Consider the following 14,618-nt stretch of genomic DNA (forward strand, 5'->3'; position numbering starts at 1 on the left):
GCCTAACGACAACGCCATATCCTGGGCCTTGAACGTCCCCAAGTCAGGCTTATCAGCGTCCCCGGCGCTGACCGAGCGCTTCTCAATGTCTTTAACCGCGAACAAATTAATCGCTCCGGCTAATGTGCAGGCCCCTATCTTCTGCCCGTAGCCTAAGAATTGTGAGGCTGTATCCTTGAAATAGGCGTTATAGGAAATAGCCGCTTCCTTGCCCTCCAATTGAGCCAAGCCGGCAGGGTTGTAATGAATGGCCGTGATGTCATCAGCCAAGGCCGAGAACGCTCCGCCCAGCGCAGGAGCGCGAGCGCCAACCGGTATCCGCAGAAACTGGCCGGCCGATGTCCCGGGACCGGAGGCGAATGAAGCCGTTGCCATGACGAGAGCCAGAGCCGCGAGGCCGGAACCTTTTACCGCGCTTCTTATTTTTTTCATCGCATTCTCCATTTTCATGTCAAAGTTTTTCATGGCCATCACCCCCATGTCACTTCACCACCACAAGCTTGATCGGCTCCTTCTTGGGAGCCCCTGGGGCGTCTATCGTCGCGAAGTAGACGCCTGAGGCCACCTCCGAGCCTGATTTATTTTTGCCGTCCCAGTGGAAGTAATTATATTGGCCGGCGGTGGCGGTATCGACCAACTCGCGCACCAAATCACCAGCCACGTTATAGATCCTGACCGTGGTATTAACCGTGCCCGAACCAGTGGGAGCCACCACGATATAGGTACCCGTGATGGTGGCATTGACCCCGCCGGTGCCGGTACGGAAACTGACGGTTTTTGACTTTAAGTCAAAAGGATTGGGGTAATTATACGCATGGAATTTCCCATCCGTAGCCACTCCGCCCGCAGCGGCCACGCCCACGGCAAAAAGACCTGATCCTGCGCCATGGTTTAAGGGGTTATAAGAGAACTGCCCATTAACCACCTTGGCGCTCATGGACCCGTAGCGAGGCAAGCCCAACGTTCCGTATGTGCCGTTGGTCCCAAAGCCGAAAGCCCGGCTCGAATTAGGGTTCACCTTCACCGTGATATTGCCCGTATCCTCGTTTTTATTGGTGACGGTCAGGGTGGAATCGCAAGTCCATTTATTCGATTGTGTGTCAAAAAACAGCACGCACAGGTCGGAGGAATTGGCTCCGGCCGAGGTTTTGTCGTATTGAATGGTGACCTCAATGGGTTTGCCGGTGAATTGAATGCTGGACACGTCAATTTGATAGGCATTGCCGTTGCAATTCGTGCAGGCCTGGCCCCCGGTCAATGTGTCGGTGGATTTAGCCGTGATCGCAGCCGTGGGCACGCCGCCCGAAGATACGTCGATGGCCGAGCCGAGCGGGAAAGAGATGCCTGTATAGTCGGTTCTGGTTTCCCCGTTATCTAATACCAGCTCATTGCTGCTGACACCCTTACTGTTTTTTTCCTCTTCGCAACCGGCCAGAATATTATCCAAAGGCGCCTGAGCAATACTGGGAACAGCCGGACCAAAGGTCAAGTTCTTGATCAGCACCCGGCCCTCAAGCGTCTTAGCCACGACTCTTAAAACCCACGTGGGCGAGCCGGCGAACAGGTTCTCGCTCATGGACTGCGTGTACTTTGTATCAGTGCCGCTGACCTGAGGGAAGGTGATGGTGGTGATGCCCACCCCATCATAAGGAGCAGTGTCAAAAGTAGCCGTAATCTTAAAGAATTTATCGGGAACGGTCACGATAAAATTAAAGTAACCGCCTTCTTTTTTGACCGAAACATCGATTTCAGGTTTTAATTCCAGGTCAAAGTCAAAACGCGTGATCGCCCCATTGATCGCCACCGTGGATTTGGCAACCGCTTTTCTGTAACCGCCGCCCACGGCGAAAATCTTATAGGTATCGCCGGGATTTAAACCCTCGATTCTGTAATTGGACTGCGACGGATCGGTGATCGAGGATGTCTTGACCGCAAGAGGAATCAGAAGCTTAGTCGGATTGGCGATGTTGAATGTTTCGTTGATCGCGCAAACCTTGGCTCCCTGCATCAGCACTGAGAAAGGAAGCCTGGAGGCGAAGATGCGGCCTTCGACGCTGCCCGGAGGCAAGGTTGAGAGGGTGAAATTCTTGGTGAAGGTTGAAGCGGCTTTGGCCGCGGCTTCGGTGACTTCCACTTCATCCCTGGCCGTCGAGTAACCGCCCGCTTCAACTTTAAGTTTGTAAACGCCTGCGCCCAGACCATTAAAGCCATATCCTCCGGTTGTGGTGCTGATCGATACTTTACGGGTCGCCAAGCCTGATTTATCCAAATACACGACCGCGGTTGACGTGGTCGGGGTCACGACGCCGGAAATACTCGCACCCGCGCCCAGGGTATCCAAGTTGAAATTCCTGTTTGTCGTCGAACCAACAACGCCCATGGTCAGATCGAAAATTACGGGTGGATAATTAGGCGTGGTCAATGAGGCAAACACTTTTTTGCCGGCCGGAAGTCCGCGAATCATGTATTGCCAGCCTTCGGTGAAGGTCCCCAGCAGATTGGAAAACTTGACCCAATCCCCGGAACTGACGATTGCGTCAAACTCATGACCCACGGGCGCCAATTGTTTGACGGTCGGGGTAACCATGCCTGCGCCCAAAAGATTCTTATTCTCATCATAAACCACCACCACCGGGAGATAATTCATGAATTTCTCCCAATCGCCGGCTAAAGCCCTAAAATCCTGCTCGCGGATAATATTGACGGCTGTGACCGTGCCCGTCAATACAGCGCCTTCGCTGACCGTGGCCGCAGGCGATAAGTTAACGTCAACCGCCGAGAACGTCGAGACGGACTGCCAATCTTTGCGGTGAATCTCGGCGTCATGAGGCGCGTCTTTGGTGACTGCAATATTCTTGGTGGAATTAACGATGGTGAAATAAAACTGCGTCCCACCCGTGTCATTGGGATTAAAGGTTTGCGGATCGCAATGGTCATCGCACCAGCCATAGGCATCGCCCCAGCGCACCAAATAAAAATCGTGCGAGAATCCGGTGCCCATAGTTAAGGGGCACCATTTGTTAGGAGTGGGATTAAAACTGCTGTTGCATGGGTATTGATTTTGAGGCGTGGTTGATCTTTGCACAATGCGGGTATCCCAATCCCCTTCATCCGCCAATATCAGTTGCGCCCGCTCCGCGTTCATGGGCGTGCCCGCAGGCAAACGCAAGCCTCGATAGTGTTCGCCCTCCAAATCCCCCCATTCGCTTGGGGTGCTGATGAGCACGGGCAATAAAGAAGTATCGGCGTCAAACTTCACCATTTCCGCGTCCAAAAATTGCACGTCCTGATAAGAGTCGTTTTGAGCCGTAACCGTGACCTTGGGCGTTTGATCAGGCATCGCATAATTAGCATTGCCGCCCCATGTATTGGCGCGCATTGTGTATTTACCCGGCAAAAGCCCGCCGATCACAAACGAACCGTCGTTGGAAACCTGGGTATAACCCCAGCCATTGCCCTCGCCGTTGGCATTGATATTGCCGCTGACATAGCCGTTTTCCGTGTTTCCGGGAATAAAGCGCGAACCGTCCGGCTTCAACAAATTACCCCTGATTCGTCCGGCCCGGGCAAAACTCATATTCTTAACCACGGTCGTAGTCGTTTTAAGCTCAACTTGATCGCTGCCGCCGCCGCCTTCTCTGACAATGCCCCAATAATCCGTCCTGATTTCCATCCAGAACCGGCCCGTGGTCACATTGATTTCATAATCGTATTCGCTTAACGTTTGTCCGGCCTGATCATCATGAGGCACGACATCATATCCGCCGCCTTTCCAGCAATCCTGGGTCTGTTCCTCGCAATTTTTTCGCAAGGTCATGGTAATCGGCTCATTGGCGATGTTGACAGCGGTCGGAAATTTCAATTTGCCCCGCATCACGGCTCCGGTATTAGCCTGGGCATTGACGATAATGGTGATTGAGGTGATCGCGCTCAAATAAGTTCCCGACGCATCGTAAACCTTAAGAGAATCGCCCAAACCATTCGTAAAAACATTCGGATCATTTATTTGAACCCTCACGTCATCCATGCTGGTTTGCGTACAGCCTTTATGGGAATTCCATTCGTCCCAGCTCCATTTGCCGTCGGCGCCCGCGTTGTACATCATGCCTTCATTGGTAAAATCGGTCCAGACTTGAACCTGATAGTTGCCCGGGCGCATATTCGGGATCACTGTGTAGCCGGTGGTCGCTTGGATATTGAATTGGCCCAAGCCTGGGCTTGATAAATCAACGTCGAAATGCCAGCTCTGTCCCGGTGCGCCCTGTTCGCAAAGAGCGGTTCTTGTGGTTTCCCGGATTCCGTTGAAATCCGTATCCACAAGATAAGGAACGAAGTCAGGACTGCTTGAGGTTGCAGTGGAAGAGTGCCAGTTCGTCCAATCATGCCAGATATTGATCTGCGCATTGGGGATGGCCCGGCCCTTGGTGTCTTTGACCGCGACCCTTAATTGACCGGCGCCGCCGGAAGCCTTGGGGATTTTGATCCGGTGCTGCAAAGTTGAACCGTTGTAAGTCTGTCCGGGAGTGGGATTATCCGGATTGTAATAGAAATCAAAGCCGGGCGTGGGATCATAAGTCGTGGTGTTGGGTTTCAACGCCGGATTGGTGAAGCCCTCAAAACAGGTATTGGTGCGCCAATCGCAATTAGGATGCACGGTCAAATAATAAGTGTTGCCCGGAGTCAAACCGTACATTCGAAAACGCCCATTTTCATCCGTGTTCGTCCAGCCCTGGCCCCAAAAATTGGTCGTTCCGCTGTTAAGGTCGATGCTTTTTACCCTCAAGTCAATACCGCTCCAAGGAACATAAATCGGCTGGTTGGTGAGGGGATTGGTAAACGTGCTCTGAACAACGCCCTCGACGCTGACATCGGTCGGCGTTTGGCCCCCGGAACCGCCGCCGGATCCGCCGCCCACATTGGCTTGAGTCGTTTGCCTGTTCGGCGGCAAACAAATGGTCGGATCAAAATCGAGCTCCAAATCGTACTGCTGGGTATTGACGACGGTGGTGACTGTGGATGAGGAGCAGGATAAATCATTGCTGAAGCCGCTGGCCGTGTACGTGGCCACGGAGGTATCCGTCGGTATGTTGTGGAAATTGGCGGCTCCGTTTCCGGCGCCGTCCACTTTGGCGATCGTCAGACCAATATCCTCCTCAGAGCCTTCTCGTCTAAAACCAAAACAACCCAAGGCCACGGCATTCGTCAAAGTGATTTTGAAAAAACCCACCTCGCGGGTTGCGTCAGGATTCAAGGTGACATTGATGGTTGCATTGTCGCCACTGACGGCTCTGTAGGAAAATCTGTTCGGCAAATCATTCGCGGTTTGCCCATGCATTTGCTCTTTAAGAGTTGGGAAGTAAGCCTGGGTGCTGGCGCCGATAAAATAATCAACATTATCATTGAGGAAAAATGTGGTAGCGCCGTTGGATTGAGTCAGCATCACCGTGGTATTGGGGCCGATGCCGTTGGTGGTGAATTCCACGGCGAACACATCCACGCTGGGCAGATTATTGCCATTGGAATCTTTGACTTGAATGGTTACGTCGGCCGCCAAAGCTTGCACGGCCAAAGCCGCAGGAAGGAGAGCGGCAAAAGCCATCCCGGCCAAGATCCGGCCAAGATCAAAAGACAAAAAAGAAAAAAAAGGCGCCATTGATTTTCTCATACTCCCTCCTGTTTCAGAAAAAAAATCTTCTGAGTTCCCCCACCCATGTTTCATACGATGGCATAGCTTTGCGGATAAACAAAAATTTGTCAAGGGGCAAGTCTTCACTTTTAGTGAATGACGGTAAACTCATCAATTTCATCGCTTCAACGCCACTTCAGTAAAAAATTTTTGCACTATCCGACAAATCGACTTACCGGACCGACTTGCAAATCATGAGCCTAAAATTTAACGACTTACGATTTCTGAACTGAAAACAAGGATTACGGTCCGTAAAAAATTCTTTAAAATTTATTAACATCCGTAACTCAATGGAAAAACTCTTCGCGCCACAAAGCCAACAAAAACATATTTTGATAACCGAGGATGAAGACGAACTGCGCTCTTATCTGGAATTTGCTCTTAAAAGGGAGGGTTATCGCGTATCACTTGCCAAAAACATTAAAGAAGCTGTTCAAATTATTGCCGGCGCCAAACCCGATCTCCTCGTTTTGGACATTACCCTTCCCGATGGCAACGGCCTTGCTCTATGCAAACGCCTCAAAGGCCTTCCGTTCACCCGTTCGCTTCCTGTTTTGATCTTGTCCGCCCGGGCTGACACCGGGGCTTATGCCGAATCCATTGCGGCTCACGCTGACCACTACCTCAATAAACCCATAGAAAAATCCGAGCAGCTATTGGGCTGGATAAGGGCCCTTTTGGGCAAACCCGCTTTAAGCGAAGAAGAAAACCGATGCGAAATCAAATCCTGGTTTGTGGATAGAAATAAAGGTATCCACACGCTTTACTACAACAAAAAAGCGGTATTCAGCGACCTTCCCGCGCTGCACCTCGATCTTATTTTCCATTTAATGAAAGCATATCCCGAATCTATCGAACGAATCAAACTCTGCCACTTGGTTTGGGGCAAAAATTTTACCTTCAACGATCACGAGTTAACCGTGCTTGTTAGCCGCTTGCGCAAAAAATTTAATGCCGAAGGTTTGCCCTTCCCCGTTAAATCCTGTCGATACATCGGCTATGAATTTGACCCCTCCCCAATGCAAAGCATCGGGGAAACCAATGCCGACGGCGAAAAGAGCCCGACTCCCAATGAAACGAATCTTCCACCGGCCATTGAAGATTTTATTCGGCGCTTCCTAAACAGCCAAGAAAACCCAAAATAACTTCTCCAAAACATCGTCAACATAAATCACCGCAAGCCGCGATAACCTTTTCCCTCCCTCTCAACAAAAAAGTTGCGCGGTGGTTGCATTTCCGAGGGAAGTATTGACAAATTTTTAATCTGGAGTTAACCAGCCATAAACAAGCGCTCTGAAAAAAATGATGCAGAGCACAATTTTAATTTTTAACCCGCAAGGATGGGAGGTCAGGCGCATGAAAACTTTGATAACGATAACCTTCATTTTAAACATCGGCGTCCTTTTGGCAGAAGTACCCCAAAACATTGTTGTGCAGGGCAGGACATTCCAACCGCTGGCTACAATCAGCGGCACCGCCACCATCCTGCCCTCTGGATTTAACCAACCTTTTTCCGTTCAAACAGATAAAGAAGGGGTATTTCAATTCGACCTAACCGGCTTATCCTCCGACGTTTTTTCTTCTAAAGACAGCTCGCTGCGCCTTCAGATCGGGACCACTACCATTGATATTCCTTTTAGGACCGTGCCTTTTGCCTTCCGGGCGGCGACGGCGGATGCAGTACCGCAGACAGCTTCGCTGCAAATAACCAGTATGACCGTCACCAATGTGACGGCATCAAGCGCGACGATTGAAGGCCAGCTAAAGGTCGGCAGCGGTTTAAGCGTTGGGCCAAATACAATTGAAATAGGAGCCACGGCGGCAGGGACAAATAATGAAATTCGATTTACAGGATCAAATACGGCAGGAGGAGAAACCTTCGGTGGAAGAATTGTAACAGCCGGTGGAGTCGGTGGTCCGGGTCCACTGCTCTTCAGATCGGCGGGTGCAACGAATATTATTCTTGATTCGGGTGGCGACGTTGAAATCCCCGGTAATGATTTATCGTTTACGGGAGCAGCCCCCAGAAGCATTTCGGCGGCCGGACGGCTTAATATTTTAGCCGGAGGAACCGAGCCGCTTCTTATCAATCCCGGCGTTGCCAACAATGTCGGCATAGGAGTCCCGGCAGCCACGCCGCCCGTCAACAAATTGGATGTGGCGGGTGCGACGGCGATCGGCGCTGCTTATGCTGGGACAAACTCTGCGCCGACCAATGGCTTGATCGTGGAGGGAGCTGTAGGTGTCGGGACTTTCATTCCATCCTCAACTTTAGAGGTCGCTGGCAATATCGAGGCAGGCGGATTACTGGACAACGACGGCAGCAATTTTTTTGAAGAAGGCGCCTCCGAGGGTTCTTGCGCCGGCGGCACTTTTGTTTCGGGCATAGGCGCTAACGGAGCTCTTGCTTGTGGGGCTCCTGCGGCGACAGAAGCTGATGGCGTCATCGGCAATGAAATCCTTAATGCGACAAATACAACCCTAACGAGAAGCGGAGCAGGAACAAGCGCCGATCCGTATACCCTAGGCCTCAACTTAGCTAATGCTAATACCTGGACGACCGCCCAAACCTTTGGCAGTGGAGCCAATTTTCCTGGCTCAGGCATCTGGAACACTTCAGGTAATGTTGGCATCGGCACTTCAAATCCTGAATCAATATTACACGTGGTTGGACAAAACTCAACATTTGATGTTCCCATCCCACTACCGAATGTTTTAACAGCCATCGCCGGCAGTAACACTACGCCATTTCGTGGACCAGTGGTAGCCGGTGGCATCATTCTTCGGGGAGGATTTGCGCGTATAGGTGGAAGCGTAGAGATTTCGGCGGGCAATGCTTTCAGTAGCGGTGGTAGCGTAATAATTAATGCAGGTACCGGCTCTGCTTCGCACAGCGATGGATTAGTCCACATTGCCAGCAATAGAGCTTCTCTTTTTGTAGGACCTATTCCCGCCGACTTCCTTGGTCTTCCTACCGAAAAATTAGACGTTAATGGCAATGCCAAGTTCAGAGGAAATATCTTTGTTTCCGGCACTAAAAGTTTTGTGATGGATCATCCAACCAACCCCGATAAACAAATTATCTACTACGCTCTAGAAGGACCAGAGGCAGGAACCTTTGCACGAGGTACATCTCAACTCACCAACGGGCAAGCCGTTATCCAACTACCTGATCACTTCGGGTTTGTCACAAGCCAAAACGCGCCTTTAACTGTTCAGGTGACACCATGGGAAGAATGCAACGGGCTTTATGTCGCTCAACGTGATACCAGCCGTATCATAGTCAAAGAACTGAAAGGTGGGACTTCAAATATCAAATTTGACTACTTGGTCCAAGGCATCCGCAAAGGCTACGAAAACGCCGCTATCATTCAAGACAAACCAAAACCGGTACAGGGAAACGGAATAAATCCAACGGAACAATAGAGATGGAGAACCACGACCACGAAACCTTATGATCAAAACCAAATTGCCGGCAATATTCTGTGTTTTATTTCTTGCTGGAATTTCGCGTGGAGATGAATTGCGCTCCAATATTATCCCCGCGGCAGGCACAATCAATGCGGGTTCATTGCAGACTATAACGGTCGGAGAATCGGTTGCGCAAAGGGGCGCTGATATTATCGCGGGTTTTGGTTTTACTTACACAATCCAACCCATAGACATTCAACCTCCCCGAAGCGCTTTATCGTTAGGCACGCCTCTTTTTTTGAAAGACGGATCTGTTTTTATCCGCTCCAATACGCCAATCACTTTGAGTTCCATCGACGATCTCGTATCCACAGGCGATAACGTTGGTTTGGGTATTGCCCTGCAGACTTTAAAGGTTGATGGAGGTTTGCGATCTATCTTCAGCAACACCAACCCTGCCATCGGTGCTTCTTTCGTTTCCACATTTACTTTGATCCAGGATGCCGACGGTTTTCATGATTTGGAATTTTTTGCCCAGGACATCAAAGAAAATAAAGAAGAAGCCAAACTTCAAAGAATAGCCCTGGATAATACACCTCCTGTGACGGCATTAAAACCAAGCGGAGAGTTTTTTATTAACGGGCAATTCCCTGATCAAGTGGCGGGAAACAGGCAATTCGCCCCGCTTTCTTTCGTCTACGCGCTCCCAGCCCAAGACCCATCAGTCAACGGTGTGGCTTCCGGGGTTTTATTTACCCGTTTCCGCGTCATCCCCCTGACGGCTCCCCTGGGAATGCTGGTCGAGCCTTCGGCGCAAGCAAAGGCCGGCATTCATTTTGGCGTCTTCGATCCTTTGGGCCCTTTTGCATTAAGCGAAGGAATCAGCAGAATCGAGTTCCAGAGCACGGACAATGTCTTAAATCAAGAAATTATCAAGGGCGTTACCGTTTATGTGGACGCCACGCCTCCGGCAAGCAACCTGGTCTTAAGCGGCCCGCAGCTTCAAAGCGGCCCCACCGTGTTTGTCTCCGCCGCAACTGAGTTTTCTTTGCCGGCGCAAGACCCGATTGTTAAAGATGTTGCCTCAGGCCTTTATGGCGTCAACTACAGCATAAATGCCGGAGCAAATCAGAAATTTAACGGAGCTTTTGGGCTTTCTGAAGGCATAAGAGCTCTTAAGTTTTTCGCGCAAGACAACGTGGGCAATACGGAAGCGACTCAAAACAGGGTTTTCCATGTGGACGCCACGGCTCCTGCAACCACGGTTTCCTATCAAGGCCCCGCTCTTTTGCCGCCTTATCCCCCGGACGTTGTCGGCCAAGGAGCTGATGTTATTGCAAGCAGCTCGACGGCCATTGTTTTGACCGCCGCAGACCTCGCTGTGTCAGGGGTGGCCTCCGGCGTCAAAGAACTGCTTTATCGCGTCAACGGCGGGTCTTTCCAGAATTACAATGCGGCTATTTCTCTTGCCGCCGAAGGCCTGCATACCATTGAATACCAGGCCAAGGATCAGGTCGATAACATGGAAACCTTAAAAACCTTGAAGGTGGCCGTGGACAATACCGCACCTTTAAGCCAGTTAAGCGTGGGAAATCCCAAGTATGAAGCCGGGGAGTCAAGCCCTACGTTCGTGCGCTCGGACACGCCTTTAACGGTTGTGGCGCAAGACCCTATCTCGGGCGGTGTGGCTTCCGGCGTTAAAGAATCTCTTTATTCCGTTGAAGGATCGACCTTCGTGATACAAAGCGGTTCTTTCAATTTAGCGGGTTTGCCCGACGGCTTAAAAACGATTTCATTTTTCAGCCGCGATCGAGTGATGAACGAAGAATCGGTTAAAACTCAAACCCTGACCCTCGATAATACGCCTCCTCAAACAACCATTTCTTTAAGCTCCGGGTTCCAAGCCTTTGATCGCACCATCATTGGGGCCAATACCCAAGTTAGTTTGAGCGCCGTTGACCCTGTCATCAACAAGGTAGCATCGGGCGTATCCGAGATTCTATTCGCTATTGATCCAGCGGGCAGTCAGGGGACGAGCCCTCTTCAAACTTATGCCGGAAACTTTTCTATCTCCAATCAAGGAGAATTCGTTATTTCTTACCAAGCTAAAGACAAACTCTCAAATATAGAAACCCTAAAAACATTTAGATTTTTTGTCGCTCCGCTCTCGGATGCTGCTGTTGTTGCCTCGGCAACCACCACCTTTGAAATGAGCGGCACACCGGAAGTCAAAGGCAATATTCTTTCCAACGGCGCTTTTAAATTATCCGGCAATGCCAAGGTGACAGGCAATGTGACCGCGCCGGAAATAAGTATCAATGGAAATAATGCATCCGTTTCTGGCAGCCAAATCCTGCAAGCCAACGCTGTTCATCCTTTGCCCATCGAACTTTCTTCGATCCGTTCAGAAGTTCAGGTCTCAAACAATAACCAGCTCATACCATCGGGCTTTCTAAACCCGGAAGGGATTTTGACAGTAAGCAGTGGGGCTACGTTGACATTATCTACAGGCGTTTATTTGGTTTCCGGCTTGGAAGTCAACGGCCAAGGCAGCCTGGCGGCTGATGGCCCGGTCAATCTCTTTGTGACGGGTTCAATCAAAATTGAGGGCGGCGGCAAGTTAAACGCTCAGGGCAGATCATCCAGCTTCGTCATTTTCTCGGATTCTACGGCAGCCAACGAGTTTACGGGAGGAGCGCAAGCCTCGCTCATTCTGTATGCGCCTTTTGGTTCCTTTAAAACCTCCGGCAACGGCTCATTAGGCGGCCATTTTTTCGCCAAAGAAGCGAGCATTTATGGTAACTCCCTGGTTATTGAAGCCGGCCAGCAGCCGCCGGCTCAAGTAGCTGACGCCGATAGCGGCAATAACACGGATGCTAACGGAAACAATGGCGACAGCCAAGCTGATGGCAACGGGGGACAGAATCAAGACAACGGAAACGGTCAGGGTAATGGGGGAGGACAGGCTAATGCCGGAAACGGCAATGGCGGCAATGGAAATAATGGAAACGGTAATGCCAAAGGCAAGAAGACCGCGGATTTAATTTCAAACTCCAATTTTGAATTGGGCGAAGTTTACGCTTATCCCAACCCGGCCGTAGGAGCCGTTAAACCTACTCTGCATATTGAAGCAGGAGCGGCGGATTCCGTGCGGATTTTGATCTATGGGCTCTCCGGGGAACTCCTGCAAGAACAGAGCCTAAGCGGCCTGCCCCAAGTCATCGATGACGGACAAGGCCCCCAATACGCCTATGAATGGGGGTGGGACGGACATATACCGTCAGGGACTTATTTCTATTTGGTTGAAGCCAAAAAAGGCTCAGAAGTCTTAAGGACAAAAGGAAAGTTTTATGTCATCAGGTAATAATCTTATGACCAAGCATGTATACCCGCCACAACGACAGGCACGAAGGAACAGAGCTTGGCTAGTGGCTGTTTTGGCGGCTTTAGTTTGGATTGCGGTCTTAAGCCTGTCCCTTTTTGCCCAAACAACGCAAAAAACAGGGGCTGAATTTTTGAATATTCCCGTAGGAGCCCGGCCCGTGGGCATGGGAGGGGCTTATACGGCCTTGGCCAATGATATTTCCTCTTTGCACTGGAATCCGGCGGGATTGGCTTTAATGAATCGGCCTGAAATCGGGGCCATGTATTCTCAATGGCTTTTGGACAGTCAATACAATTTCCTGGGATTCGGGTATCCAACAAAAACAGGAACGTTTGCAGGCTCTATCAGCGTTCTTTCCCAGGGTGAGTCCCAAGCCAGAGGACAAAACAGGGAGCGAACAGGCTCGATTAAAGCCCAGGATCAAGCCTTGTCTTTAGGCTATGGACGCAGAATCGGGTCAATTAAAGCCGGATTAAACACAAAGCTGATTCAAAGCGAGATTGCGGGTTATAGAGCCAATACTGTTGCTTTTGATTTTGGCTTCATCGTCCCCTTGCGTACTAACCCCATATCCCTGGGCTTAGCCCTGCAGAACGTAGGCCCAGGGATTCGATTTATCGAACAGCGCGACCCATTGCCGTTGAGCCTTTCCGGGGGCTTAAGCTACCGGCTGCCCGTGGGCATTGCTTTGGCCTTGGATGTCAAACAACATCTCTACAGCCATAAAACCAATGTCAACATCGGCACCGAGTATCAGGCCCTGCCGGTCCTGAGCCTGCGCGGAGGTTACATTGCGGCTCTGGGCCAACAAGTCCCCCTGGCCAGCGACAGCGGACTCGACGGAATCTCCGGCGGCGTTGGGTTCCGTTTGATGGGAGCGCAGATTGATTATGCCTTCAAGCCCTTGGGTTGTTGGGGGATACGCATCGGGTGAGCTTGAAGATAAAATTTAAAAATTAACTGGGCGCTTATCTTAGCTGCCGCGGTAATGGGTGGATAGGATTTGAAAAAGCTGTTCGTTCCAGCTTGGCTCAGCCCGGTTCCGCGGCTCCTCTTGCGCAACCGAGGGAAGGCTAAAGTAAAAAATTGAACCCTTGCCCTCTTCGCTCGTGATCCAGATTTCGCCCTTTTGCCGCTCAACCAATTCCTTGGCGATGGCCAAACCCAGACCCACGCCATCTCCCCGGCCGTCGCCCAATTGGACGAATTCCTTGAAAATCTTGTCGAGATCATCCTTCGGGATGCCGGGACCGCTGTCTTGAACGTAAAAAACCACGCTGCCGATATGCTCGCCTTGCCCTTTCCCGGCGCCCACCAAAACCGGCCCTCCGGCCGGCGTATGCTTGATCGCGTTGGACATCAAATTCGTCAACACTTGAACGCTGCGGGATGGGTCCGCAAAAACCGCAAGGTCCTCTTGGGCGGCTTCGCCTTTTAAATCAACGCCCTTGCTCCGCGCCCACGGACCCAAAGCGTCGAGCGCCTCCCTAATCATCGGCGCGACGGCCACGGCTTTAGGCGCGATGGACATGGCGCCTGACTTGAGCTTGGAAAAATTGAGGATTTCCCCGATCAGGCTTTGAAGCCGGCGGCTGTTTTTTATGCTGATCGATAAAAATTGGCGTTCCTCGGGTTTTAATTGGGGCCCCACGGTTTCATCAAGCAATTCCAGAGCCGAATTGATGGAGGAAAGCGGCGCTTTCAACTCATGGGTCATGCGGGCGACGAATTGCTCCTGGCGATTCAAGGCTTCTTTAACCTGATTCGTCCAGGGCAAAGCCATATAGGTGCCGACCACATTGCCTGTCTCATTGTGCACAAGGGCCATGGAACGACGAATCGTCTGCTCGATGGAATCCCGGGACATGACCTGAATGTTCTCCGGGGCCGTAGAATCAAGGGCGGCCTCGATATCCGAAGCCAAAACCACGAGATGCTCATCCGGATTGACCCCGTAGTTGATGGGTTTTCCGGCCAATTCAGCCAAACGTTTGCCGAACAACTCTTCGGCGGCGGGATTCATGGCCAACACATGGCCGTTTTTATCCACCACCACCGTGCCGTCCGCCACCCGGCTTAAGACCCCGGCCGTGCGCAAGTATTCGTTTTTAAGACGCTTATTATCTTGTTTTAATT

Annotated in this window: 7 protein-coding genes; 4 read left to right on the forward strand and 3 right to left on the reverse strand. The window is 51.1% G+C overall.

The window, feature by feature from the left end; all coding sequences use genetic code 11:
• Positions 1-432 (reverse strand): UPF0164 family protein (locus tag HYT79_12445; GenBank protein MBI2071390.1); only part of this gene is annotated, 432 nt, incomplete at its 3' end.
• A 49-nt stretch (positions 433-481) separates the two neighbouring features.
• On the reverse strand, positions 482-5,665 hold the full coding sequence (locus HYT79_12450) for a hypothetical protein (GenBank protein MBI2071391.1): 5,184 nt from the start codon (positions 5,663-5,665) through the stop codon (positions 482-484).
• Between the two features lie 311 nt (positions 5,666-5,976).
• Between HYT79_12450 and HYT79_12455 the strand changes: the two genes are divergently transcribed.
• From HYT79_12455 to HYT79_12470, 4 genes are all read left to right on the forward strand, one after another.
• The gene (locus tag HYT79_12455) at positions 5,977-6,831 is read left to right on the forward strand and encodes a response regulator transcription factor (GenBank protein MBI2071392.1); all 855 of its coding nucleotides are present in this window, start codon (positions 5,977-5,979) and stop codon (positions 6,829-6,831) included.
• A gap of 211 nt (positions 6,832-7,042) precedes the next feature.
• A complete protein-coding gene (locus HYT79_12460) occupies positions 7,043-9,112 on the forward strand; it encodes a hypothetical protein (protein ID MBI2071393.1) in 2,070 nt (689 codons plus the stop codon).
• Positions 9,113-9,209: 97 nt separating this feature from the next.
• A complete protein-coding gene (locus HYT79_12465) occupies positions 9,210-12,461 on the forward strand; it encodes a polymer-forming cytoskeletal protein (protein ID MBI2071394.1) in 3,252 nt (1,083 codons plus the stop codon).
• A 64-nt stretch (positions 12,462-12,525) separates the two neighbouring features.
• Positions 12,526-13,416: a PorV/PorQ family protein gene (locus tag HYT79_12470; GenBank protein ID MBI2071395.1), complete on the forward strand. Its 891-nt coding sequence runs from the start codon at positions 12,526-12,528 to the stop codon at positions 13,414-13,416.
• 39 nt (positions 13,417-13,455) lie between these two features.
• Here the strand turns inward: HYT79_12470 and HYT79_12475 are convergent.
• Positions 13,456-14,618: PAS domain-containing protein (locus HYT79_12475; protein ID MBI2071396.1), on the reverse strand; the 1,163-nt coding region annotated here is incomplete at its 5' end.

It is taken from the genome of Elusimicrobiota bacterium, assembly GCA_016180815.1.
Classification (GTDB): domain Bacteria; phylum Elusimicrobiota; class Elusimicrobia; order JACQPE01; family JACQPE01; genus JACPAN01.